Below are 25,105 nucleotides of genomic sequence, written 5' to 3'. Positions count from 1 at the left end.
AACCCTCTCTTAGACCCGATCGATTCGTATCGAACCAGCTTTTAATTTAAAATCCATTGTTAGCTTTCGTGTTGCTTCTTGATAATTTTCTGTCTGATAAGAAAGATGGCGTCCAATTCCCTCAGATGTCTGCTCAAATACAATAATATCCCCTGCTTTGACCTCTGCTTCTACAGAGAATTCAATATTTTCAGGCATTAATATTTGAATATCACCAGCCCAACCATGGATTTGAATCGGTACATTTTTATCTGGTATAAATGCTTTCGTAAAATCTATATGATAGTCACCAACTGCATTCCAAAGTTCCATTGGTTCTACTTTCCAATTTGGTGTGTTAAATTTGTGATCCCCTATCATAAACTTTTGCTTTTTACCTGTGTACATGGTTTCACTATTTTTATGATCATCTGAATCAAATATAAATTGGAATTTTTTCTTTTTCTTTTTCTTTTTGCGATTTGAAGTTCCTAGAAAACTAAATCCAATATAAACAATTAATAAAGGCCATAATTTATAGAAGTCCCAAAACATAAAATGAATCAATTCAAACCTACCCAACAATAATAGTGAACCAAAGATAACAAGAAACGAGCCTGACGTAATTCCTCCCTGTCCTTTCATTCCATCCCAACACCACTTGATCCCTAATATGATTAAAAATGCGGGATAAATATAATACCATGCTTCTGCAAACTCCCAGGTAACTACACCGATATTCGTTAGTATTAAAGCAACACCTAGTAAAATAACAATAATCGCTAGTATATTACGAAAGAAATTATTTTTCATTACTTCTATCATCCTTATCTAATTATATTAGAATTTAAATTTTAAAGAAAATATGCATTACTATCTTCTTATTATATAGAAAAAACTGTCGATTAGTAACCTACGACAGTTTGGTTTCGTCTCAGACTTAAGGCGGAGACCTATGCTTTTTTTCTAAATAAAAATTTATTTATAAGTTGATACAACCAGATCCAAATCATTAAAAATAAAAAACCATATCCATAACCCGCTACAACATCTGTTAGATAATGAACTTGAATCATATATCTGCTCATACCAATTAACAGAATTAGTATAACAAAAAAGAGCTGAACAGTTAATCGATGGTTTCCCTGTTGCATATAAAGAGTTAAGAAATAAATAACTAAACCATATGTGATCATGGCCCCCATAGCATGGCCAGAAGGAAAACTAAAACCAACCCCTTCTGCTTCCGGAAGAAGACTCGGTCGCTCTCTCTCAACAATAAGTTTTATCCAATGGTTCAATCGATAACCAAAGAATGACCCAAGCGGTATCATCAAACCAGCAAGCCAGTTCTTAGTAAACAGATAAAATATAATAGCAAATACAATAATAAATGGCGAAACAAATGTGCCAGAACCTAATTCTGTAATCCAACGAAAAAAAGTGAACACCCCATTATGATTTAATTCTTCAACTATAGGCGCTGACCACTTATCTATTGCAGGCATATAATTGGTTCGAACATTTTTTGTAACCAAAAGGACGATAAAACCCGTAATAAGAAAAGACAAGACTGTAACTATTTTACTTTTATTGTAAACTTTCATGTTATCACCTCTTTACCACTATAGTTTCACATGTTATTGATTTTAAAACAATACGTATCTTTAACAACGTATATGATAAACAGACTTTAACTATGTATCCATGTTTTAAAAAAATAGATTCGGGAAGTGTATGTATAGAACGAGCTTTTTATAAAAAAACGAAAGGATGTTTTTTATGGGAGACAATAATGTTAGACAAATGAAATCAAACAGTGAGTTAGAAGCTTTAATTAATGGATTAAATGAGGACTTAGCTAATGAATATTCTGCTGCTATTATGTATACGTTCAATGCTTCCGTAATTGAAGGGATGTATCGTCCGATTCTTAAACCTTTTTTTGAAGGTGAAATTACCGATGAAATGGGACACGCCCTATACTTATCAAACAAGATAAAAATCCTTGGCGGTACACCTACTACAACGCCAGCAAAGGTAGACCAATTTACTGAACCAAAAGAAATGTTAGAAGGTGCCTTAAAAGCAGAAGAAGATACAATAAAACGGTATGAAGAAAGAAAAGAGCAAGCTGAAAAACTTGGTTTATCCGAATTGGCTATCCATTTAGATGATATGATTGAAGATGAGACAGGACATAAAGAAGAATTATCACGTCTATTAAATGATAGTGCTTTTTCTAATTAAATTAATATAGTAAGTATTAGACCTTCAAATTCTGAAGGTCTTTTTTAAATTTCCGGATTTTGAATATGATATAATAAAATAATAATTATGGGAGGTTTTTTTATGTGGACAGAGATCATCAATAAAATTGATCATCACTATGATGACATGGTAAAAATGAGGCGCTTTTTACATCGAAACCCTGAATTGTCATTTCAAGAAGAAAATACAGCGAAATTCATTGCTAATACATATGAGAAATTAGGTATTCCCTTTCAAACAAAAGTTGGTGGGAACGGAGTTATTGCGCGACTAGTTGGCGGTAAACCAGGAAAGACTATTGCCTTACGTGCTGATTTCGATGCACTCCCAATTCAAGATGAAAAAAAAGTATCCTATAAATCCAACGTACCCGGTGTGATGCACGCTTGCGGACATGACGGACATACCACTACTCTTTTAACAGTAGCTGAACACTTAAAAGATTATCAAGAAAAATTAGCTGGTACGATTGTCTTTATTCATCAACATGCCGAAGAACTAGCACCAGGTGGCGCAAAGCCAATTATAGATACAGGTATTCTGGATGATGTCGACCTCATGTTTGGTACGCATCTATGGACAAATACACCATACGGAATTGTTCAAACCGCACCTAAAGAATTCATGGCCGGTGCTGATCGTTTCAGCGTCACCATTCAAGGAAAGGGCGGTCATGGTGCGATGCCACATCAAACAAAAGACGCCATTGTAATTGGATCTCAGTTAGTCACAAACTTACAGCAAATTATTAGTAGAAGGATTGACCCACTACAAACTGCAGTTTTAACCATTGGTACATTTCATGCTGGTAATACGTATAATATTATAGCAGATACAGCAACAATAACAGGTACTGTTCGGACATTTGATAAAGATTTACAAACAAAAATTATCAATGAAATGGAAACTATTATTGCAGGAACGTGCCAAAGTTATGGTGCAACCTATTCATTTGAATATGACAAGGGGTATCCGCCAGTAGTTAATCATCCAACCGAAGCTAATATCGTAATTGAGGCAGCAAATCAAGTGGAAGAAGTAACAAAAGCTGAACTTGTTGAACCAAGTATGACCGGAGAAGATTTCGCTTACTATTTAATAGAAAAACCAGGTGCATTCTTCTTCACTGGAGCTCAAAAAGAAAATGATTTCCAACCCCATCATCATCCTAAATTTGATATAGATGAACGTGCAATGGTTATTGCAGCAAAAACATTTATAGAATTGATTAAAAAATATCAATAAAACGAAAGCCACGACTAGGTTGTATTTAACTAGTAGCCGTGGCTTTTTTTAAAGCATTTTATTTTTAACATAACCTTGTACAAAAACAATAGAAAAAACAATTCCCCCAACTAACATAATCGCCACACCAGCGCTATCCTTTAATAAGACAAATACAGCTGCGTAAATGATGGTTTGGATAAGCATTAATTGATAGAACCAGTTAATAAATGATCGCTTGCGGACAGCTATAGACACTGGATATAAGTCCATCCATAATGTCGTTCGGTGATGACGCCACATCGCCATAAGTTGTAGTCCAGTTAAGTATAAAAATAGGATACCAAATAAGACCCCCATCCATTGGTTAGGAACGTAATAAATTACCACTCCGCCAATAATCAAAAGTCTGACGTACATACCAAAGTAATCACCGCTTCGCAAACTTGTAATACGATATAAATAATCATACGTTTTTACTTGTTTAAATGGTAACCAACTTGTAAGTAAATAAACGAGTGCATGCCTCTTTTTAATCTGTGTCTTTAAATGAGGCACATCTGTAAACATATTTGCTAATCGATAGAAACTCCGCATTCGCATACGGTCCTTTTCCACTAACAAATCCCATGCTAAGACATTTTGTTTGTTTGATAAGTAAAAATCATAGGCAAAAACGCCAAAAAGAATGAGTGTCGTAATGGATGCATACATATGTTCACCATTAATAAAGAAATAAAACAAGACAAATTGCAAAGAAAATCGAACGAAATGATCGATATAACGACTCGTTTTGTCTCTAACTTTCAACATCCACCAACTTGCTATTAAATTCCACGCTTTTACTATTAATAACACGATCCCAAACAGCATATAAGTACTAGCTGTTTGTCCAGGATAACTTGTAAAATACAATGGAGCTACGGCTGCAAGGACAAGAACAACGAGATAAAGTTGAATGATATAACTATATAGAAGTGCATTTCTAAAATACACACCCATACGATGTTCCGCCGGTAATATAAAAACGAGATCAGCCTCTTTTAAAAAAGTCTGATTGGGACTATACGTTGCAACCAGCGAAAAAAACAAAGCCATCAACCAAGCTGTTGGAAAGTTAGCTGGTAAATCTGCTAATATCTGTTGATAATAATAAGCACCCGCAGAAATAAAGAATAAAATCGCAATCGCAGTATGCCCATTTAACATATATTGAAGATACCTGCTCTTCTCTTTCAAATAGGCACGAAAACGTTCCCTAAACAGTTGGTTCGCATTAAACATGATAATCTGCTTCCTTTGTCAGCTGTATATAAAGATCATCTAATGAAGCATTTTCCATACCAAATTCTTCGCGAAGATCATTAAGGGTTCCAAGTGCTTTTATTTTACCTTCATGTAAAATAATAAAACGATCACAATACCTTTCAGCTGTAGCTAATATATGTGTCGACATTAAAATACCTGCTCCGTTTTTCTTTTGGGTTTCCATTAGTTCTAGATATGCTTTTATACCTAACGGATCTAATCCGACAAAAGGTTCATCAACAATATATAAAGCCGGTTCAACTAAGAATGCACACATAATCATTACTTTTTGTTTCATTCCTTTTGAAAAATGAATGGGAAACCACCTTAATTTTTTCTCTAAGCGAAAAGATTTCAATAATGGTTGCAATCGTTTTTCAAAGGTTTCTTCATCAATATCATAGGCCATAGCTGTTAATCGTAAATGTTCATAAAGTGTTAATTCATCATACAACAAAGGCATTTCCGGTATATAAGAAAAATGTTGCCTATACGTTTCAGGTGAATCATTAAAGGTTTTACCTTTAATCTCAACATTACCTTTCTTTGCTTGCATTAACCCAATAATATGCTTAATCGTTGTACTCTTTCCAGCTCCGTTTAATCCGATTAAACCAACAATTTCATTCGGGTAAACATCAAAAGAAACGCCATGTAATACGTTTTTATTCGTGTAGCCACCTTCTAAATTCTCAATATGTAATAAAGGATTCAATTCCATTAACCTCCTAGCGTTCATGTAGTGATTTATAACTTAATCAAATTTTACCATCTTCTGATGATAAAACCAAAAATATATCGTATATTTTTTTTATGAATTGTTCATACTAGTTTTAGAAGGAGTTAGGAACAACGCTTTTACAACACAACATGAACTAGTGGTTTACTACGAAATGAGGTGTCGGCGAAAGATATACTACGCTTTTAAACTAACCCCCTTTCCATCGAAAGGTAAAACAACATTAAATGAGGTGTTGACATTGGTTATTTACTAGCACAATCATTTGAATCATTCCCCTGATTCTTTTGAAAGAAATAGTATCCTACTCCTTCGGCAAGTGGGTTGTCTAGAAACAAGAGAGTCTTTTGTAGGCTTAATTGTGACAGGCAACCCACTTGTTTTTTGTCTTTTGCTTTTCTTCTGTTGCTAATGGTAAAATAAGGACAAATAAAAAAAGGAGTTGCTATTATAATGGAACATGCTGATTGTATATTCTGCAAAATTGTGTCCGGAGAAATCCCTTCTTCAAAAGTGTATGAAGATGATGCTGTTTACGCCTTTCTAGACCTAAGTCAGGTTACAAAGGGCCACACCCTAGTGATTCCCAAAAAACATACGAAGGATATTTATGAAACTTCAGATGAAATTGCAGGTGACTTATTCGCTCGAGTACCTAAAATCGCAAAAGGAATTAAAGAAACGTTTCAACCACTCGGTATTAACATGCTAAGTAATACTGGTGAAGCTGCAGGTCAATCCGTCTTTCACTTACATATGCATTTAATTCCACGTTACGGTAAAGAAGACGGCTTTAATCCGCTATGGAAAACAAACGGCGATGCTTATAGTCAAGATGACCTTCTTACTATTTCAAAAGAAATAAACAGTAATATCTAAAATTATAGGAGTGCACCTGAATTGATTCAGGTGTATTTTTTTATAAAAGATTCCCAACACTTGATTCTTGTCTTTATTGATGCCCACTTATTATTTAGTAACTTTTTGAACATCCTCTTTCTATATATTACGGCGTAAAACTTATCTTACCGCCACTTCAGCAAAGGGTTTTGCTTTTCGAGGGTACAATCTAAAGCTGCTGAAGTAGGGCTTGATTATGACATTTTACTTATTGTGTGTGCATGCACTCCAGTTACAGACGATCGCTTTCCGTGGGCACGGCTTCAGCTAACTAAGTAAAGCGAAGAACGCTTTACTTAGTGGATCTTCAGACTCGTGCTGTTCCCACAGGAGTCGTCGTCTTTCACTTCCGTTTTTCGTTCATTCAAAGCCCTCTTTCGGGCTATTCCGACAGGACAAGGAACGCTTCAACGAATTCACATCGCACGAAGGAAATCGGTTTATATTTTCAAGGAGTCTCAACCATTTGCTTACTTTCTAGTATAAAACAAAATCTATCGGATAAGTTTATTTTAAGTAACCGCTTTATATAAAATATGTTGTATACTAATTTAAAATAAACGTTTTTTTCTAAGGTGGTGAAATAAATGTTTATAATACTAATAATATCATTGTTGATTAATTTACTAGTATCTGTTTTTAACTTTAATTCAACTTTATTACTAATAATTTTCGGTTCCCTCATTGGTGGTTATAGAGGAATAAAAGCAAACGAATTTAGTGACATCTTTAATATTAAAAAAATTAAAATCATTCCCTCCAAATGGAATGTTGTTGAATTAATTACTAGTATATTTATCACAATTGCGGTATTCTCAGATGATTTTACATTTCAAATATATGATACTTTTATATTTCTTATTTTTACCTTTATTGTGTATAGATTCTTGTTATACAATACAAACAATCTAATTACAGATCAGAATTGACCCCTAATTTGGAGTTAATTTATTATTATAACTCAACTTTCACAGAGTGATTAACAAGCTAAATCATCATTTTTTAGTACCTTCTGCTAATTTCTGGCGTTAGTGTTGTTTAACATTTAAAAATAGTTGCTTTAATCAGCGAAGGAAGCAAATGGTTGACTCCTCGAAAATATAAACCGATTTCCTTCGTGCGATGTGAACTCGTTGAAGCATTCCTTGTCCAGTGAGAACAGCACAAACCGAAGATCCACTTGGTAAATGTTTTTCTTTACCAAGTTAGCTGAGGTTGTGCCCACGGAAAGCGAGACCATTTGCTGACATAGCGGAGGAGAAAACTTACCATACCTCGTCTTTTCCAACAAGTCCAGATGTTGATAACAACATTTTTTTCGAAAAGAGCCTAAATTTATTCTGTTTATTCATTATTAGATTTGTTATACTAATTAGATACTTCGCATTCGGCTATAAGTGCACGACTGGAAGTCAAATAATAGTTTAGCTTAGTTGAGCAGAGGAGAGAAATGCATGAAGACAAAAGTATTAGTTTTATTATCTTTATTTATTGCAATAGGCGCTGTTTTACACATCGTTGCACCACCAATTTTTGGGGTTAAGCCAGATATCATGCTCACTATGATGTTCTTAGGTATTTTATTATTTCCAAAGGTTCAATATGTCTTTTTATTAGCAATTGCTACTGGTATTATTTCAGCAATGACAACAAATGCTCCAGGGGGACAAATTTCTAATTTAGTAGACAAGCCGATTACTGCACTCATATTTTTCGGGCTATTATTACTTATACCTAACAAAATAAACAAAAACATAACTGCACCTGTTTTAACAGCGATTGGTACCGCTATAAGTGGAACAATTTTTCTAACCATGGCAATAGTTGTTCTTGGACAAATGCCTGGGACATTTTCCGTTCTATTCTTAACTGTTGTCTTACCAACAATCGTTATTAATACTGTTTTAACTATTATCTTATATCCAATTTTACAAAAAATTATGAAACGTTCTCAAATATCCATGCTTTAATTATAGATAGAATAAAAGTGCTTTCATTAACATTATGAAGGCTCTTTTTATACGATCTTAAAAAAATATTCTTTTTTTATGTTTGAACCTGATAAAAGAAGAGAAAGTAGTATAATATAAGAGAAAGGAGTGTTAGCGATGGCAAATGGTAAAGTATTATTATTTGGGTTTTTAGCAGGTGGCGTTGTTAGTGCAGCTGCCACGTTACTGAGCGCACCAAAATCAGGCAAAGAATTACGTGGAGATGTTAAAACGCGTAGTGAAGATATCCTACATTCACTCGATCGAATTAAAGATGATGGTAAACTGTTAACTGAACAGATTGCAAATACTTCTAAAGAAGGTGCAGCCCTAATCAAAGAATTATCTGTTGATGTGAAAAGTTCGATTGAAAGTTGGAAGAATACAATTGAGCCACATCAAAAAAACATCCAAAAATATTTAGGGCAAATTGAAGAGCGACTAAAAGAATTAGAAGATCAAACAAGCAAACAAGCATAATAAACTTGCCCTACTAGTTTCTAGGGCAAGTTTTTCTTTTGCGTATAGTTTTTTATTCAGCTGGATCTAAATCTGCGATAGAATCTACATCCATATATGTAGGGACTACCATACCAATTTTCGCACCTTCAAGATTAGCACCTAAATCAACAATGTCTTCTTTATATTGCTCAAAAAAAGCACCGTGTGTTGCAGGTAACCATGGCGCAACAGATGCATCAGCATCGTTACTCGCAACTGCTTGGAACATAACAGATGGATCAACAGGGGTATCCGTAACGTCATAGCCTTGTCGCGTTAAGACTTCTGCTATAACAGCTGTAGATGCCCGTTCCGTATCCCAAGGAGTTGATACAATCTCAATCTTAGTTCCTCTATCAACCTCTTCTACTCCATCAGTCCAATTTGCAACTAAATCTTCATTTTCCCCAATCCACTGGTTTGCAGCTTCTTCAAATGAAAGATCCTCATCTTGTGTAAGTAACATAACTTGTTCCATATCCTCTGGTGTCCACATAAAACGATCTAAAATGGTGTAAGCTTCAGGCATCTCTTCTTCAAGACCAAGACGCGTTATTGTGTTAATATTTTCCGCACCACCAAAAGAACCCTCTGGATCCTCTAAGAATTTTAAATCATACTTTGCGAATTTCCAATGTGGTGTCCATCCTGTTACAACGATTGGTTCTTCCTTATCAATTGCTGATCCTAAAGCCGTCACCATTGCTGCAGTTGATGCTTCTTCTAATGTGTAACCAGCGAGATTATCATAATCTTCTAAAGCTTGTCTTGCTAATGTTGTTGTACCAGCACCAGGTTCAATACCAGTAATCGTGTAATCCAGCTTTTCTCCAACAGTTTGTTCTTGTTTCTCCTCTTCTCCACAAGCAGTCAAGAAAAGGAGCAATAACACTAACATTCCTAGAACGTAATTTCGTTTTCTCATTTTTAGCACAAATTCCTTTCCAAAAAAATAAAGATCTACCTTTAGTATCACCAAAGGTAGATCTTTATAAAACAAATTGTAATTATTATTCTAAACCAGCAACCCACTCGTCAACTTTTTCTGGATTAGCTTCAATCCAGTTAGCTGCTGCTTCTTCAATATCCGTACCATTATAAACTTCTAACATTACTTCTTCCATATCAGCAGCTTCCCAGCTAAACTGATCAAGAATTTGATATGCAGCAGGACTATCTTCTTCTAGTCCTTGACGTACCATTGTTTCAATTGTTTCTGATCCACCAAATGATTCTTCAGGATCTTCTAAATATTTAAGGTCATACTCAGCAAATTTCCAGTGTGGAGTCCAACCTGTTACAACGATTGGTTCTTCACTATCATAAGCTTCACCTAAAGCAGTTGCCATCGCACCACTAGATGAGCTTTGTACTTCCCAACCTTCTAAACCATAATCTTCAACTGCAGTTTCTGCGGCTTGTACTACACCAGCACCCGGTTCGATACCAGTAATTGTATTGTCAAGACCTTCAACATCAGCTAACTCACCAATAGTAGAAATGTCCATATACTCAGGTACTACTAAACCAATTTTTGCACCTTCTAAATTAGGGCCTAATTGAACTACTTGATCACCAAATTGTTCAAATAAGTCACCATGTGTTGCAGGTAACCATGCAGCTACCATACCATCAGCATCGCCAGAAGCGACTGATTGCCACATTACTGCATTATCAATCGGCGTAACATCTACGTCATAACCTTGTGATTCTAATACTTGTGCAATAACGTTTGTAGATGCAACTTCAGAATCCCATTCTACATAAACTAATTCAAGTTCTTCATTACCTAAATCAGCACCAGTTGCTTCTTCTGTATCACCAGTATCTTCAGTAGCCTCTTCATCTTCTGTGTCACCACATGCAGCTAGTACTAAAGAAAGCATAAGTACAAGTGCTAAACCAAAATGTTTCCATGTTAATTTAAACATATTCTAAAATCCCCTTTTCTTTAATCTATATATTTATGGTAAACTTTTCAATACGAAAAGTGATCCAACTATCTTGTGTTTACTTTACTTATTCAAGTTTTGAGTAAAGCGATCGATAATAATTGCTAAAATAACTATTCCGATACCAGCAACAAAACCAGTACCTACTTGAGCACGTTGAAGTGAAGATAATACTTCACGACCTAAACCTGGCGCTCCAATCATTGATGCTATAACAACCATTGACAAGGATAACATAACAGTTTGATTAATCCCAGCCATAATCGTTCCTCTTGCCATCGGAAGTTCAACTTTAAATAACTTCTGAGCCCCAGTACTACCAAATGCATCTGATGCTTCAACCAATTCCTTAGAAACTTGTCTAATCCCTAAATTCGTGAAACGAACTGTCGGAGGTGTCGCAAATATTAATGACGAAAAGATACCCGGGACCATTCCAATACTAAAGAATGCAACTGCAGGAATTAAATATACGAATGCAGGCATTGTCTGCATAAAGTCAAGAATCGGTTCAATAATTTTTTCTGCAATCTTACTTTTTGACATCAAAATCCCAATTGGAACACCAATGACAATCGATAATACACTTGCTATTAATACTAATGAGAAAGTATACATTAACTCTTCCCATAAACCTTGGTTATATACTAACCATAATCCTATAATAGAAAATACAGCTAAACCATATTTTTTACCAGTAACAAAAAATGCTAAAATAGCAACGATTAGGATAACTATAATTGGAGGAATAGCTGCTAAGCTATCTGCAACCAACTCCATAAAATCACCGAATTGGTTTTTTATTGGATCAAATAAGAATGCAAATGTGCTTGTGAGCCAGTCAGTAAATTCACTAACTCCCTCGGCTATTGGTATCTTTGAAATAAAATCAAGCATTTTCTAAATTCACCTCGCTATCACTTACTAGTGCTGCTATAACAGCACCTCTTACAATAATTCCAAGTAACTTTTCATTTTCTACCACTGCAATAGGAACAGGTGAATTGTGGATAATTTCGAAAATATCGTGTAATTGCGTATCTTTTGTGACTGTTGGAACATCTGTTTTCAAAATTTCCTTAAGATCTCTAACATCGTTTTTACGTGCTTCAGAAGCACCATCTGCAGTTACATAACCCTTTAAATTTCGCTTACTATCAATTACATATATACTAGAAAGACCTTCTTCACGCATGCGTTCTAAAGCAACACGAGGTCCATGCTTTTCAATGTTGATTGTCTCTGGACGTTTCATAATATGTTCAGCAGTTAAAACTTTTGAACGGTCTACATCTTCAACAAATCGCTCTACATAATCATTCGCAGGGTTCATCAGAATTTCTTCTGGTGTGCCAATCTGTACAATTACACCATCTTTCATTAAAGCGATACGATCACCAATACGTAATGCTTCATCTAAATCATGTGTAATAAACAAAATTGTCTTTTGCATTGATTCTTGTAACTCTAACAACTCATCTTGCATATCTTTACGAATTAATGGATCTAATGCTGAGAATGCTTCATCCATCAATAGGACTGTTGGGTCATTAGCAAGCGCTCTTGCTAAACCTACACGTTGTTGCATACCACCTGATAATTGCTCAGGTAATTGATCTATATAATTACCTAAACCAACCATTTCCAAAGCTTCTTTTGCTTTTTTCTTTCTTACTTCTTTGTCTATACCTTGTATTTCTAAACCAAATTCAGCATTTTCTAAAATGGTTCTATGAGGAAATAAACCGAAACTTTGAAATACCATGCTTAATTTCTCACGTCTAACACGACGAAGATCGTCTCTATTCATCGTAGCTAAATTTTCACCATCTACCAACACACTACCTTCAGTAGGTTCAATCAAACGATTAATTAATCTTACTAATGTAGATTTACCACTTCCGGATAAACCCATAATAACAAAAACTTCGCCAGCTTCCACTTCAAAGGAAACACGATTAACGCCTACTGTATCACCAGTTTGTTTTAATATTTCATCTTTTGACTTACCTTCATCTAATAGTTTTAATGACTCTTTCGCATTTTTACCAAAAACTTTAGATAAGCCTTCTACTGATATTACTGGCATTCCATTCACCTCTTTTTACTTATTAATTAACAGTACCCTTTTACTACCACTATTCAAACCGAATTCGAATTATTTTATAGCGTATTTGTATACTGCACATTTCCGAGCATATTATGCTACCTTAATACTATATCCCTTTTAGGGTGTAAAATTCAAACGATAAATACCATTAGTTTCGTACATATTTTACGTACAGTTTCAACTGTACAAAGTTTTATCGTTATTTACTTACCTTTCCTCTAATTTACTTCTAATAACTCATTAAACACCTATTTCCATTCATATATATTTTAGTGTAATCTATATGTAGCTTCTTATTCTCAAGGAGGTACTATGGATATTAACGCACAAGAAAATAATAAACAGTTGATCATTAATGAATTCACAAAAACGATTGAAATGTTTGACATACCCTCGTCTGATGCACGTTTGTTTTCCATCTTATTCATCGAAGACACTCCAATGACGCTTGATGAGATGAGCGTAGCATCAGGAAAAAGTAAAACTTCTGTAAGCACTGGAATTCGTACATTATTAGAACAAAACCTCGTTGAACGGGTTTGGAAAAAAGGCGTGCGTAAGGATCTATATACAACAGATCCCAATCTTTATCGTAAATTTATGAATGTATATATTCATAAATGGATCAATCATACATCAACACAGTTACAGTCTTTACAAGAAATTGAACAAGACATAAAAGTTGAAAATACAAGTGACATGTCAGTGACAAACACGCAGCATCTCTTAGAAAAAAAACTTACGGATATTATTACGTTTCAAACGCTTATTAAACACACATTTGCAACAATGAAATCTGAAACAAAGTACCAATAATTTCATTTATGAATAGTGAAAAGCATAGTCACGTTATAAACTATGCTTTTTAAGATTTTTATTTTGTAAAAACTATTGCCTTTTCTCCTAAATCATACTATAGTCATTGAAGGATATTTACAGACTATATATAACCGGGTTTTAGGGGGGCTTCTTGAATGAATTGTTGGAAATCTGTGAACGTACAGAAAGAAGTAGGTATTAATCGAATTTATTTACTATCATTTTTAGTAGGCGTTTTGTCTTTTATTTTTTTATTTTTACCATTTGCTGCAATACATCAAGGGTATACATTAAAAGATCAGGGTATATTCCCTTTACTAATAGGTTTAGCCTTGTTACCTATTGTCCATAGAATAGTACATTTCATTCCATTATTAGTAACTAAACGTACTTTTAAATTAAAATGTCGATTTAATAAAATGAAGTTTCCGATCATATCCGTACTATCAAAAGCAAGAATGTCAAAAAGAACATCAATTATTACATTACTTGCACCAACGGTATTTCTAACGTTACCAGGCCTTATTGCAAGTTATCTTTATATAGATTATTTTGCGTATTTTCTAATATTTTCTTCCGTGAATATTGGTATTTCATACACTGATTTCATCTATACAAGTAAATTTATTCGTGCACCTAGAAAGTGTATAGTAGAAAATGATGGAACCGGCTATGATATTTTGATTTAATAATAATCCATAAAGTGTCCTTTCCTTCGGGAAGGCACTTTTTATTTTAAATACTTTAGGCTGTTCAAAACACGTTTTTTTTGATAAAGTTGTTATACAAGAAAAAGGAGGTTTTTGGATGTTATTATTCTTTTTCGTCCCCTTTGCGTTATTTATATTATTTTTGTTCAACTCGCTGACATATCGTTTATGTTTACAAACGGAAATGTCTAATGAAAAACAACCAAATGTATTTCGTACTATCAATGTATTAATTACGATTTTATTAATTTCTTCATACATAGAGATCATATACACGTAAAAAAATGCTCTATATAATGTAATAGAAAGAGGGTGCGATAATTTTATCGCGTCCTCTTTCTATTTTTAAGTTTTAGATAAAATTCCTTTCAACAGCATGAAAGCACCATTAAGGTTTACCATAGCAAGATAGGTAGACAAAGCCATTGAAATATGTAAAAAGTGAGTAATTTCAATGAAGATTGTTTTTTTTATTTTGAAATGTGGTATATTATCTCTTGGGCACACTAATTAGCCAAAAAATTAGAATAGAGACTAGGAGTGTAATAGAATGAAAAAACTAGCTATCGCAGCAACTATAGCAGCTGGGATGATAACATTATCTGCATGTTCATCCGAAGATTCTGAAACAGTAGTAGAAACAGATTCAGGTAACATTACGCAAGAGGAATTTTACGAGGAGTTAAAAACACTTAGTGGAAGCTCTGTTTTAGAACAGATGGTAATGCAAACGATATTAGAAGATAACTATGAAGTAGATGAAGATCAGTTAGATGAACAATTACAAACATATAAAGATCAATACGGTGAGCAATGGGAAACAATCTTACAATCAAGTGGTTATGCTGATGAAGATGCTTTTCGTGAAGATTTAAAAACACAACTTCTACAACAAGAAGCTTTAATTGAAGATGTTGAAGTAACAGATGAAGAAATTGAGCAACGTTACGAAAGAATGCAAACTGAAGTTGAAGCGAGACATATTTTAGTTGCTGATGAAGCAACAGCTACCGACATTAAATCTCAATTAGATGAGGGTGCTGATTTCGCTACTTTAGCTGAAGAAAACTCTACAGATACTGCCTCTGCTGCTGAAGGTGGAAGTTTAGGTTATTTCACTGCCGGTGACATGGTCGCTCCATTTGAAGAAGTTGCTTATGGCTTGGAAGTCGACGCAATCAGTGATCCTGTTGAAACTGTTAATGGATGGCACATCATTCAAGTAACAGACAAACGTGATGCAGAAGAAGCACCTGAACCTTTAGAAGATATTCGTGACGACGTTCGTGATGATATTGCTTTAACTAAGGTTGACGAGACAACTTCACAAGCGAAATTAGATCAATTAATGGAAGATGCTAATATCGATGTTAAGATCGAAGAATTCGAAGACTTATTTACAGCTGAAGAAGAAACTGCCGCAGAAGAAGTACCTGCTACAGAAGAATAATAAGACGTAAAGACTAGACTACCATAAGGACTTATGGTAGTCTTTTTTCTATTTATTAGAATTCCTCTACTCAACTCGCTTTAACTACGATACAATACATGTAGAAATGCATACTGATTTTTTATAATGGAGTGATATAAAAATGACAAATGATACAACTTACTTTTATAAATTTGTTCCAATAACATATTCTGTTTCAGCAGAAGAAAAGCAGGAAACACTTAAATTGTTTCCGATACCTACCTTACCTAGCGGGGAATCCTTTTTTAATATCCAAGAAGAAGAGCAGGGTAATAAAGTGAGAGAACGCCTATTGTTAAATGATTTTGAGGTGAAATTAACTAAAACGAACAAACAATATTTACGGTTATCTTTTAGCAATAATAATGGCATGATCCAAGCTAAAATGTGGGATAATCAAGGAGCAATTACCGAGAATCTACCCCTACTAGAAAAACATACTGTCTTTGATGTTGAAGGTGTTGTTGATGCATTCTTGGGTAATAAATCAATCACTATTCAAAGCATAAAACCCTGTAAAGAAGAAGTAAATCCTTTTACGCTTTTACCTTATACACAACAAAGCTTAGAAGATTTAACTACAGAATTATTTGCTTACTTATCTGAATTATCTGATCCATATAAGGAAATTGCATATGCAGCGATGCATCGATTTTGGAAAGATTTCCGTATGGCCCCAGCGGCAAAAGGCTATCATCATAATTATTTAGGCGGTTTATTAAAACATACTGTTGGATTAATGCGATTTGCACGTTATATTACGACATTAGATGCCAACCCTTTTCAAGCAACAATAAAATTAATTAATGTTGTGGAAAAGGCCTATAAAAATGAATTATGGTCAAACTTTCAAGATGAAGTAGACAATCCACATGCTATTGTGTGGAAAGATACAATTGATCACCTTTATCACATGTTGCAAGGAATGATGAAACACCATGAAACACCGCTTAATTCAGACTTACTAATCACAAGTATTTTATACCATGATATAGGGAAATTATTAGAATATGATTATGCAGGTAAATCTTTTGAAGCCTTTTCCTTTTTGTATCCAACTGCTGATATGTCCGTCACGAAGGATCGTAAACAAGCCGGTATTACGATGGATCCTTTAGGTGTTCTTGTTGGGCACATTCCTTATGGAGTCCTTTTACTTACTAAAATAATTGAAACGAATAAAATAGTTGTTCCTATTGACGCAATCCACAATATGTCACATTGTATTCTTTGTCACCATGGCCTACCTGAGTGGGGTGCTGCTGTCAGACAACCACAATCAATGGAGGGTTATATCATACACATTGTTGATTATTTAGACAGTCGTTATGAAAATACGGAAAAAATAAAGTAGGTAAAGGATTTTTTCCTTACCTACTTTATTTTTCAATCAATATCATCTTTTGGTATAAAATTAAAAATTTCACCAGTTTCAACTACATTAATAAACTTTATTAACCATTTATAGTAATTTTGAGCATAACGAAGACGATCAATATCCAATGAAATTTTGTCTATTAAATCCTGTTCATCTGTCTGTTGACGAATCCGTTCCAATGCTTGAATGGTTTCTTCTGCTTCTTCAATATTTGATTCTGTATGGTGACTCCAACGGTTACCAAATAAAGATGTGAATGATTTATACCAGTCTTCTTCAGATTTATATAAATCTTTTCGTTCACCTTTTTTAAATGCAGGTTCAACCATTTTCATTTCTGACAAAGCCCTTACACCAGTTGACATGCTTGTTTTACTCATTTCTAAGGCATCACGCATTTCATCAAGGGTCATTGGACCGTCATTGAAATATAACGTGCCATATAAACGACCAACAGATGGTGTAATCCCATAAAGATTCATATTCTTTGCTATTACTTGGATAAACTTATCCATTATCTCTTCATAACCTATCCATTCTTCTTTACCTTGATAAATTGGCACTATTTGCTCCTCCAACACGTGAAAAATTTGTAAGCCTACACACCTATCTTAAATGCAAACGTTCACTTTTCCAATAGTTTACACATGATTTTTTTAAAAAATTAAAATTGGAATGCGTATAGACTAAATTCGGATCAATCGTAAATCATCTTTTTCTGTCACTGTTTCACTCCAAGAAGTGTCATTCGTGAATATGATAATTTGTTGTTTCGTAGCTAGTTGTTTAAAAATAACATACATCTTATCTAGACGTTCTAGGTCAAAATGGACGAAAGCATCATCAATAAAAAATGGCATTTGATATTGCTTTTGTATTATTTCACTTAAAGCAATACGTAACGCAATATACAATTGATCCCTTGTTCCCTGTGATAACTCAGTTACGATAAAACGTATTCCAACATCATTTTCTACTTGCAACATTGCCTCTTGATCTGTGAGAAAGACGTCACGATATTTTTGATTCGTTAAATCTTTAAAATGTTTCGTTGTTTGTTCCAAAACTTTCGGTAAGAAAGAGCGTTGATACATGTTTTTTGTCTCTTGTAATTTTTCCTTGGCCAATTGATAGATTGCCCATTGCTTTGTCTGTTCTTGTAGTTCGTTTTTCAACCTATAATAGTGATGCTTCTCATCTTGAAATGACGTTGATAATTCGACTTGTCTTATTTCAGCATGCATGTCTGCTACTTCTTGTTGCTTTATTTTTATTTGATCCTGTACATCTTTCAACTGACTTGTTACCTTAAATAGTGCGTTTTCTATTTCATACTTTTGAATTTGTTCTCCTGCTAACAGTCTTTCCCATTCGTGTTCAGACAAAAACATGCGAATTTGATGTTCATACGCTTTTAATTCTCTTCTTTTTTCAAGTTGTTCTTCTTTTATATTTCCTTTGGTAATATAACTTTCTTCATTATGAACTGATGCTTTATTCCATAATTGATCCAATTCTTCTTGATATGGCTTTAATCTTGATTCAATCGTTTCTTGTTGTCCAATTAAATTTGCTTGATTATTATTTAGCTGTTGTTCTTTTTGCTTTAAGTGTTTTTGATTATCAGCTTCATCTATAATGATCTCAAGCATTTCAGTAGGTTGACGTGATTGTAATTGATTAATTGAAAGAAAAGCTTCAGCTAAGCCCTGTTCATATTGATCAATATCCTTTCTAACTAGTAAGATATCTTGTTCTAGTTTGCCCAACTTCTCTACCTTTTCTACTACTTTTGTGAGATGATTAAAAAGCTTTGGCCAATAACTGAGTGATATCTCTTTTAGAAAAGGAAACTGTTCAAGTTGCTCCATTCTTTTGGATCCTAAAATAGATTGTTTTTGTTTAAAAAATTGTCTTCTTTCATCCGCTTTTAAATTTTCTAATTGAAGGTTCCGTAAACTCTCATTAATTTTTGTTAATCTTTCAGTTAAATTAGCCTGTTCCGCTATTACTGTTTCTATTTCCATAATTTTATCTCTACTACTAGTATTAGTTCTATCTACTTGGTTTTGAGTAACAAATAAGGGTTCCATAGAACGAATCGATTGGCGCGTCACAACTTGATGTAACAAAGCAATTACTAAAATAACTGCACTTAGGTCGTATAAATAAGTATTTGATAACAAAAAACCAACTACACCACTTATTATTAGTAGAATTAAACTATATACACTAACACGATTTGCACTTGCCAGTCTTTTTTTTCTAAGCACTTTCCAATTGTTGTTTTGCTGTTGATTAAGTGAAGCACTCTTCTGATCATTATCTAATTGTTGATTTAATTCGTCGATAGTAACCTGATCGATCTGTTTGTTTTCTAACATTTCTCTTTCTTGTTCGAGAAACCGGCTTTGCTCTTCTATCTCTTTTAATTCATTTTCTGTCTTTGCTAATCCTGTCATTACATCTTCGTGTTCTTCTTTTAACTGTTGCCATATATCTTCTGTTGCAAACGGTAATGATAAATCCGCTACTTGTTCTATAGTTAGTCCGATTTGTAATTGTTCCATTTCATGTGTTAACTGTCTTAGCCATTCTTCTTTTGTTTGTATGTTAAAGGAATGTTTGTTTATACTTTCATGATACGCATAGCGTTGTTCCTTCATTTTTTCTAGTTCATCCATTGTGGCTGGAGTCAATTGTTTGCTCTTTATTTCTTCAAGTTGCTTTGCCTCTTTATCAATATTCATTCTTACAACAGTTAACTCACTTTTTAATGGTAGCATTTGTTCTTTTAGCTGCTGATAACGTTCAAGACCATTCTCTGGAAAAGAAATTTCTGAAGGTAACTCACTTAACTTGTTTTGTGTATGATGAAAAGCTTCTATCACTTCATATACCTGTTGTTTTTGTTCTGTTTGTTGTTTTTCTTTATGTAATTGTTCACTTTTTTCTTGTAAAATTCCTACTGCCTCTGCTAAAGAAGCTTTAGTTTGTTGTTTCTCCTGATAGCTTCTTGCCTCTTGTTCCATTTGTTCTAACTGTTTCGCTTTTTCTTCCATTGCGTCAATCAATTGATTGATCACTGGTTTTTTTCCTTGTGGTCGAAACAAATCTTGTAATTGTTGATCCAACCATTTTTCAGTCCAATATATTTGATCCGTACCCGTCATACCAACACCTAGTAGTACTTCACCAATATCTGTTTGTTTTATTTGCTGCAAGCGTTGTAGCGAAATAGAATCAAATGAAAAGATATCCGCAAATGTTTGTGCATCTACACCATTTAGTCTTTCTCTTAACCATGCTTCCCCATGTGCTATTCCATCTTGATCGTAACAAGTTGCTTGTGCTTTATTTCGATCATGAATGCGCTCAATGGTAAAAGCACCTCCATCTTGTGTCTGAATCGTTAACGTGCCACCCATTTCTCCTCCAGTTTTCGGTAGGAACTGAGCACGCTGTTTAGGTGGCATCCCAAATAAAATGAATAACATAAATTGACGTAACGTTGATTTTCCAGACTCATTTTGACCAGCAATCACAATAAAAGAAGCACCTGATAGATCAATTGTCGTCTGTTTCCATTTACCAAATCCAAATATATTCGCCTCTATTATCTTCATCTTTCTTCCTTCCTTAACAGCTGATAGATTAACAGATTCTCTGCTTCTGTTGTGATTTCCGCTTTTTCTTCATCAGTTAATTTGTCTAAGAACTTTCTTGCTTGACGATGTTTCCATACAGACTTAACCGTTTCATCAAAATCTTTTTCTTCATCAAAAGTTCGAAGTAATTCACCTAGGAAATCATCACCTTCTCGTAACTTTTCTTTATCATTATGATTCTGTTTAGATAGTTCAACTTCTTGAATCCAGACCCAATCTTGAAAATTAAGCATTTTTTCATTAATAAAATCAATTACATCTGTTATCATTTCTTCGTAATACCATGTTTCAACTTCCTCTATGTAATTATAAAAACGCAACCTAATAACTGACTTGCCAAACGACGTTGCTATTTGCTGGATTTTTTCATCTACAATAACCTCTAAAGCCTGAATAGTCGTACACATTTTCAAATCAACTTCTATATCTTCAAAACGTATCACTTGTAGCGGACAAAAGGTCAACGAGCTACCGTTTTCTCCTAACTCAACATAATAGCAGCCTTTTTCTCCCGTTTCTTTCTTAGAACGTCCTTGTGTATTCCCAACATAAACTACTGGCGGTTCATTTTTCAGTTGTTGCCGCTTATGAATATGTCCCAATGCCCAATAATCAAAATTCTTTTCCGTCAATTCACTTAATTGAAATGGTGCATATACGTCATGCTCTGTCTGTTGCTTCACACTACCATGAAGCATAGCGATGTGATAAGGTGTATCACTTGAAATGTTATATTGACCTGTTTTATTCTCCATAACAGCACGTTGTAAATAGCTGAATCCATATATAGTCGCTACTTGCTTTTGATCTTTTTCAAAAATAAACGATTGAACATCCTCTTCTGTAAATAATCGAACATTATCTGGAAATTGGAAAGTTAGTAAATTACGATTAAGAAAATCATGGTTTCCAAATGACACATAGACCATAATATTCTCTTTTGCTAACATCTCACAAGCTTTTAGAAATTGCATTTGTGCATATACACTTTGCACTGTTTGATCAAAAATATCACCAACCATTAAAACAAAGTCAACTCGTTTTGCTATAGCTGTTTCAACTAGACGATTTAACGCATCAAATGTACTCCTTTTCACTTCTTGTAAAAGTTTGTCTGGTAAATGACTTAGGCCCACAAACGGGCTATCTATATGTAAATCTGCACAATGGATAAAAGATATATTCTCTTGCATAGATACATTCCTCTCTAATTTTTACATGTAATTTCACTTTTATTGTAGCAGACAGACTGAACGAATGCACGTTCGTTTATTATTAATACGCAACTTTCTTAACCATGGCAATTCATCTAGAGAATTGGAGAGAAACTGCGACGTAACTTCCTTACCCGCTACGTCAGCAAATGGATTCCCTTTCTGTGGGCACTAGAGTGTCACCCATTTGCTTCCTTCGCTGGATAGCGTATCTTTGCGACAAATGTCATTATTAATATATAACAAAGCAATTTATCACTATTATTATCACGGTATAAGAAACTAGCGTATCAAGTGAAGCGGGTCAAGAAATCCTGTTACGTCGCAGTTGATGGTAAATCTGACACATGGAACATTATGTGATTTATCGATGTTTCGTAATAAAACACAATCTTTTAGAAACAGCTTATTTTAAGACTACCGAACAATATAACAGTTATACTCCAATCTTAAATCAGTCAACGTGAATACTTATTTTTTGTGAGATAATTGAGTTAATAAAAAAAGCTTGCAACAAAGTTACAAGCTTTTTTAACCTATTCTTTTTTTGATAATTGGATAGCTTTTTTGAAATCTTTTAATGATGCACTACGACCGTACATCAGAACACCGCCACGATAAACTCTAGCTCCGATAATCGCTAAAATTGCTATCGTTGCAATCATAATGCCAATACTTAAAGCAACTTCCCAAAACGGTATATCCAACATTCCTACACGTAAAAACATAACCATCGGTGTAAAGAATGGAATAAAGGACGTAACCGTAATTACAGTAGATTCAGGTACACTGAGCCCAAATATTGCTAACATAAAAGCAACCACAATCAGTAAAATAACGGGTGTCATTAATTGTTGCACATCTTCTATTCGACTAACAAGCGAACCTAGCATTGCCGACAAAGTTGCATACAGTAAATAACCTAACAAAAAGAAAACTATTGCATAGACAAATGTTGAAACAGAAATGTCTGATAAGCCAAAAGCATCAAAAAATCCGCCAACTAGTTCATCTTGTTTTTGTTGAAGCATGACAAAGCCAACTACCATAAACAAACCTATTTGTGTTAATCCTAGTAGTGCAATCCCTACAATTTTAGCAAACATTTGACTTACGGGTGAAGAACTTGAAATTAATATTTCCATCACACGTGAAGATTTTTCATTTGCTATATCCTGTGCTATCATATTGCCGTACGTTATCACTGCGAAGTATAATAAGAAAAGAATCACATACACGAGTCCACGAGCACCACTTAATTCTTCTTCTGTTTTAGCAGTTGTTCCGTCCGCTGTTTCAATTGCTACAGTGTCAAAATCGACAGGTGAATAAATAGACTCCAGTACAGTTTGATCAATACCAGATTGATTAGTAGCTAACGCAACTTTAATTTGCTGTAACTGCGTTTCTAATTGTGACTCAATTGACGTATTTGATAGTTGTTCCGTATGGTACGTTGCAACTGGAAAATCATCTTGATCTGATTCAATTTTTAATACACCTACGTAAACTTCTTCTTTAACGCTTTCTTCCGCTTCTTCTACTGTTCCATCAAATAATTCTAATTCAAAACTATCATCAATTGCTATATTTTCAGCGAGAAGATCGTACACTTCTTCTGTTTCATCAATTACTGCAACTACATCCTGCTCGTTATCACTATCAAATAGATCGATAATCGACTGAATATTTGCCAAGCCAAGAATAAACACAAGAAAAATAGCTGTTGTAATGATAAACGATTTTGATTTAAATCGTGTCCAGTACGTATGTGCTAAGACAATCCAAAACTTATTCATACGCTTCACCTGCTTTCTCAATAAAGATATCATTCAACGACGGTTCTTCTAATTCAAACCTGCGGACAAACCCTTTATCTTGAATTGCTGCAAACACTGTTTGTGACACTGCTTCATTTTCAATTTGTAATTTACAACCTTCCGGCGACTTTTTAAGTGTAAGAACACCAACAATATCTGTCAAAAAGTCTAAATCAAAATCAGCATGAATAAATAAATTTTTCTTACCAAATGACCGTTTAATCTCTTTTAATGCGCCATGAACAATTGGCTTACCATGTTGCATGATACAAAGATGTTCACATAACTCTTCAACAACTTCCATCTGATGCGACGAAAAAACAATTGATGTGCCTTGCTCTTTTAAATCTTTGACTGCGCGTACCATCATTTCGACATTAACAGGGTCTAATCCAGAAAAAGGTTCATCCAATATGAGTAGTTTAGGCTTATGTATGACAGCTGAAATAAATTGGATTTTCTGTTGATTTCCCTTTGACAATTCTTCGATCTTTTTATCGATATTTTCAGGAACTTTAAATCGTTCTAACCATTGTTCTAATTCCAAGATAATATCCTTTTTTTGCATCCCACGCAGTCTTCCTAAATAAATAATTTGATCCTTGACCGTGAGCTTAGGATACAACCCTCTTTCTTCTGGCAAATAGCCAATTTGATCACTTTTACTATAATCTATCGCTTCACCATTCCAGCTAACTTTTCCCTCTGAAGCATCCATCAATCCTAAGATCATTCGAAAAGTAGTTGTCTTTCCTGCGCCATTCGCACCTAGAAAACCAAATATCTGTTTTTCTGGTATTTCAAGTGATAATTGATTAACAGCAGTAAAGTCGCCAAATTTTTTAGTAACTTGTTCTAACTTTAACGTCATAATGTCATTTCTCCTCTCTCATTAAAAACCTGTCTAATTATTAATACGTCGCAAATTCATAAAAGTTTCACATTATCTTCTACTTCTTTTATCTTTAACCTAATTTTAATAATCGCTTATAAAAGAAGTAGATAGCACTTTAAAAATCATATTTAGTTAAAACCAGTCTTTCACATCTG

The 25,105-nt window shown here is 34.1% G+C and carries 23 protein-coding genes; 10 read left to right on the top strand and 13 right to left on the bottom strand.

Features of this window, described 5'->3' with window-relative positions; genetic code table 11:
- Positions 1-9: 9 nt before the first annotated feature.
- Both liaF and D2K60_RS19795 read right to left on the bottom strand, forming a co-directional pair.
- Positions 10-792 (bottom strand): cell wall-active antibiotics response protein LiaF, encoded by a 783-nt coding sequence (gene liaF, locus D2K60_RS19800; protein WP_117170836.1) that lies wholly within the window; start codon positions 790-792, stop codon positions 10-12.
- Between the two features lie 140 nt (positions 793-932).
- Positions 933-1,586: a phosphatase PAP2 family protein gene (locus D2K60_RS19795; RefSeq protein ID WP_117170835.1), complete on the bottom strand. Its 654-nt coding sequence runs from the start codon at positions 1,584-1,586 to the stop codon at positions 933-935.
- Between the two features lie 175 nt (positions 1,587-1,761).
- Here D2K60_RS19795 and D2K60_RS19790 point away from each other — a divergent pair, with 175 nt between their 5' ends.
- Positions 1,762-2,229 carry a ferritin-like domain-containing protein gene (locus tag D2K60_RS19790; RefSeq protein ID WP_420818831.1) on the top strand — a complete coding sequence of 156 codons (468 nt, stop codon included), beginning with the start codon at positions 1,762-1,764 and terminating at the stop codon, positions 2,227-2,229.
- A gap of 102 nt (positions 2,230-2,331) precedes the next feature.
- Positions 2,332-3,495, top strand: a complete 1,164-nt coding sequence (locus D2K60_RS19785; RefSeq protein WP_117170834.1) for a M20 metallopeptidase family protein — start codon at positions 2,332-2,334, stop codon at positions 3,493-3,495.
- Positions 3,496-3,543: 48 nt separating this feature from the next.
- Here D2K60_RS19785 and D2K60_RS19780 read toward each other — a convergent pair whose 3' ends face one another.
- Entirely contained in the window at positions 3,544-4,758 is a 1,215-nt protein-coding gene (locus D2K60_RS19780; RefSeq protein ID WP_117170833.1) for an ABC transporter permease, read from the bottom strand.
- Positions 4,751-5,497 carry an ABC transporter ATP-binding protein gene (locus tag D2K60_RS19775; RefSeq protein ID WP_117170970.1) on the bottom strand — a complete coding sequence of 249 codons (747 nt, stop codon included), beginning with the start codon at positions 5,495-5,497 and terminating at the stop codon, positions 4,751-4,753. Before D2K60_RS19775 ends, D2K60_RS19780 begins: the two co-directional genes overlap by 8 nt.
- Before the next feature lie 477 nt (positions 5,498-5,974).
- On the opposite strand from D2K60_RS19775, the gene D2K60_RS19770 reads away from it, so the two are divergent.
- The 3 genes from D2K60_RS19770 (at position 5,975) to D2K60_RS19755 (ending at position 8,892) form a co-directional block, all read left to right on the top strand.
- Entirely contained in the window at positions 5,975-6,400 is a 426-nt protein-coding gene (locus tag D2K60_RS19770; protein ID WP_117170832.1) for an HIT family protein, read from the top strand.
- 1,475 nt (positions 6,401-7,875) lie between these two features.
- The gene (locus tag D2K60_RS19760; RefSeq protein WP_117170830.1) at positions 7,876-8,391 is read left to right on the top strand and encodes a tryptophan transporter; all 516 of its coding nucleotides are present in this window, start codon (positions 7,876-7,878) and stop codon (positions 8,389-8,391) included.
- A gap of 138 nt (positions 8,392-8,529) precedes the next feature.
- The gene (locus D2K60_RS19755; protein ID WP_117170829.1) at positions 8,530-8,892 is read left to right on the top strand and encodes a YtxH domain-containing protein; all 363 of its coding nucleotides are present in this window, start codon (positions 8,530-8,532) and stop codon (positions 8,890-8,892) included.
- 52 nt (positions 8,893-8,944) lie between these two features.
- Here D2K60_RS19755 and D2K60_RS19750 read toward each other — a convergent pair whose 3' ends face one another.
- The 4 genes from D2K60_RS19750 to D2K60_RS19735 form a co-directional block, all read right to left on the bottom strand.
- A complete protein-coding gene (locus D2K60_RS19750) occupies positions 8,945-9,838 on the bottom strand; it encodes a glycine betaine ABC transporter substrate-binding protein (RefSeq protein ID WP_117170828.1) in 894 nt (297 codons plus the stop codon).
- An 85-nt stretch (positions 9,839-9,923) separates the two neighbouring features.
- On the bottom strand, positions 9,924-10,844 hold the full coding sequence (locus tag D2K60_RS19745) for a glycine betaine ABC transporter substrate-binding protein (RefSeq protein WP_117170827.1): 921 nt from the start codon (positions 10,842-10,844) through the stop codon (positions 9,924-9,926).
- 84 nt (positions 10,845-10,928) lie between these two features.
- Complete coding sequence (locus D2K60_RS19740) at positions 10,929-11,762, bottom strand: ABC transporter permease (protein ID WP_117170826.1); 834 nt, start codon at positions 11,760-11,762, stop codon at positions 10,929-10,931.
- Positions 11,755-12,954: a quaternary amine ABC transporter ATP-binding protein gene (locus D2K60_RS19735; RefSeq protein WP_117170825.1), complete on the bottom strand. Its 1,200-nt coding sequence runs from the start codon at positions 12,952-12,954 to the stop codon at positions 11,755-11,757. Before D2K60_RS19735 ends, D2K60_RS19740 begins: the two co-directional genes overlap by 8 nt.
- Positions 12,955-13,287: 333 nt before the next feature.
- On the opposite strand from D2K60_RS19735, the gene D2K60_RS19730 reads away from it, so the two are divergent.
- The 5 genes from D2K60_RS19730 (at position 13,288) to D2K60_RS19710 (ending at position 17,329) form a co-directional block, all read left to right on the top strand.
- Positions 13,288-13,791: a GbsR/MarR family transcriptional regulator gene (locus D2K60_RS19730; RefSeq protein WP_117170824.1), complete on the top strand. Its 504-nt coding sequence runs from the start codon at positions 13,288-13,290 to the stop codon at positions 13,789-13,791.
- Between the two features lie 158 nt (positions 13,792-13,949).
- The gene (locus D2K60_RS19725; RefSeq protein WP_117170823.1) at positions 13,950-14,483 is read left to right on the top strand and encodes a DUF3267 domain-containing protein; all 534 of its coding nucleotides are present in this window, start codon (positions 13,950-13,952) and stop codon (positions 14,481-14,483) included.
- A 118-nt stretch (positions 14,484-14,601) separates the two neighbouring features.
- Positions 14,602-14,784 (top strand): hypothetical protein, encoded by a 183-nt coding sequence (locus D2K60_RS21055; protein WP_117170822.1) that lies wholly within the window; start codon positions 14,602-14,604, stop codon positions 14,782-14,784.
- Positions 14,785-15,054: 270 nt separating this feature from the next.
- Positions 15,055-15,954, top strand: coding sequence for a peptidylprolyl isomerase (locus tag D2K60_RS19715; RefSeq protein ID WP_117170821.1), 900 nt, complete (start codon positions 15,055-15,057; stop codon positions 15,952-15,954).
- 142 nt (positions 15,955-16,096) lie between these two features.
- A complete protein-coding gene (locus D2K60_RS19710; RefSeq protein WP_117170820.1) occupies positions 16,097-17,329 on the top strand; it encodes an HD domain-containing protein in 1,233 nt (410 codons plus the stop codon).
- A gap of 32 nt (positions 17,330-17,361) precedes the next feature.
- Here D2K60_RS19710 and D2K60_RS19705 read toward each other — a convergent pair whose 3' ends face one another.
- The 5 genes from D2K60_RS19705 to D2K60_RS19685 all read right to left on the bottom strand — a co-directional run bounded on the left by D2K60_RS19705 (position 17,362) and on the right by D2K60_RS19685 (position 24,926).
- Positions 17,362-17,868 (bottom strand): GbsR/MarR family transcriptional regulator, encoded by a 507-nt coding sequence (locus tag D2K60_RS19705; RefSeq protein WP_117170969.1) that lies wholly within the window; start codon positions 17,866-17,868, stop codon positions 17,362-17,364.
- Positions 17,869-18,039: 171 nt separating this feature from the next.
- Positions 18,040-20,979: an ATP-binding protein gene (locus tag D2K60_RS19700; protein WP_117170819.1), complete on the bottom strand. Its 2,940-nt coding sequence runs from the start codon at positions 20,977-20,979 to the stop codon at positions 18,040-18,042.
- Positions 20,976-22,214, bottom strand: coding sequence for a metallophosphoesterase family protein (locus D2K60_RS19695; protein WP_117170818.1), 1,239 nt, complete (start codon positions 22,212-22,214; stop codon positions 20,976-20,978). The genes D2K60_RS19700 and D2K60_RS19695 overlap by 4 nt, the downstream gene beginning before the upstream one ends.
- Positions 22,215-22,771: 557 nt before the next feature.
- Positions 22,772-24,034 (bottom strand): ABC transporter permease, encoded by a 1,263-nt coding sequence (locus D2K60_RS19690; protein WP_117170817.1) that lies wholly within the window; start codon positions 24,032-24,034, stop codon positions 22,772-22,774.
- Positions 24,027-24,926, bottom strand: coding sequence for an ABC transporter ATP-binding protein (locus tag D2K60_RS19685; protein WP_117170816.1), 900 nt, complete (start codon positions 24,924-24,926; stop codon positions 24,027-24,029). The genes D2K60_RS19690 and D2K60_RS19685 overlap by 8 nt, the downstream gene beginning before the upstream one ends.
- Positions 24,927-25,105: the final 179 nt, after the last annotated feature.

It is taken from the genome of Paraliobacillus sediminis, assembly GCF_003426055.1.
Note: the sequence above shows the minus strand (reverse complement) of the source record. Positions and strands in the feature narration are given on the sequence as shown.

Coding starts and splice junctions, on each gene's coding strand:
- liaF (WP_117170836.1), bottom strand. CDS start 792: ATGAAAAATAATTTCTTTCGTAATATACTAGCGATTATTGTTATTTTA.
- D2K60_RS19795 (WP_117170835.1), bottom strand. CDS start 1,586: ATGAAAGTTTACAATAAAAGTAAAATAGTTACAGTCTTGTCTTTTCTT.
- D2K60_RS19790 (WP_420818831.1), top strand. CDS start 1,762: ATGGGAGACAATAATGTTAGACAAATGAAATCAAACAGTGAGTTAGAA.
- D2K60_RS19785 (WP_117170834.1), top strand. CDS start 2,332: ATGTGGACAGAGATCATCAATAAAATTGATCATCACTATGATGACATG.
- D2K60_RS19780 (WP_117170833.1), bottom strand. CDS start 4,758: ATGTTTAATGCGAACCAACTGTTTAGGGAACGTTTTCGTGCCTATTTG.
- D2K60_RS19770 (WP_117170832.1), top strand. CDS start 5,975: ATGGAACATGCTGATTGTATATTCTGCAAAATTGTGTCCGGAGAAATC.
- D2K60_RS19760 (WP_117170830.1), top strand. CDS start 7,876: ATGAAGACAAAAGTATTAGTTTTATTATCTTTATTTATTGCAATAGGC.
- D2K60_RS19755 (WP_117170829.1), top strand. CDS start 8,530: ATGGCAAATGGTAAAGTATTATTATTTGGGTTTTTAGCAGGTGGCGTT.
- D2K60_RS19750 (WP_117170828.1), bottom strand. CDS start 9,838: ATGAGAAAACGAAATTACGTTCTAGGAATGTTAGTGTTATTGCTCCTT.
- D2K60_RS19745 (WP_117170827.1), bottom strand. CDS start 10,844: ATGTTTAAATTAACATGGAAACATTTTGGTTTAGCACTTGTACTTATG.
- D2K60_RS19740 (WP_117170826.1), bottom strand. CDS start 11,762: ATGCTTGATTTTATTTCAAAGATACCAATAGCCGAGGGAGTTAGTGAA.
- D2K60_RS19735 (WP_117170825.1), bottom strand. CDS start 12,954: ATGCCAGTAATATCAGTAGAAGGCTTATCTAAAGTTTTTGGTAAAAAT.
- D2K60_RS19730 (WP_117170824.1), top strand. CDS start 13,288: ATGGATATTAACGCACAAGAAAATAATAAACAGTTGATCATTAATGAA.
- D2K60_RS19725 (WP_117170823.1), top strand. CDS start 13,950: ATGAATTGTTGGAAATCTGTGAACGTACAGAAAGAAGTAGGTATTAAT.
- D2K60_RS21055 (WP_117170822.1), top strand. CDS start 14,602: ATGTTATTATTCTTTTTCGTCCCCTTTGCGTTATTTATATTATTTTTG.
- D2K60_RS19715 (WP_117170821.1), top strand. CDS start 15,055: ATGAAAAAACTAGCTATCGCAGCAACTATAGCAGCTGGGATGATAACA.
- D2K60_RS19710 (WP_117170820.1), top strand. CDS start 16,097: ATGACAAATGATACAACTTACTTTTATAAATTTGTTCCAATAACATAT.
- D2K60_RS19705 (WP_117170969.1), bottom strand. CDS start 17,868: ATGGATAAGTTTATCCAAGTAATAGCAAAGAATATGAATCTTTATGGG.
- D2K60_RS19700 (WP_117170819.1), bottom strand. CDS start 20,979: ATGAAGATAATAGAGGCGAATATATTTGGATTTGGTAAATGGAAACAG.
- D2K60_RS19695 (WP_117170818.1), bottom strand. CDS start 22,214: ATGCAAGAGAATATATCTTTTATCCATTGTGCAGATTTACATATAGAT.
- D2K60_RS19690 (WP_117170817.1), bottom strand. CDS start 24,034: ATGAATAAGTTTTGGATTGTCTTAGCACATACGTACTGGACACGATTT.
- D2K60_RS19685 (WP_117170816.1), bottom strand. CDS start 24,926: ATGACGTTAAAGTTAGAACAAGTTACTAAAAAATTTGGCGACTTTACT.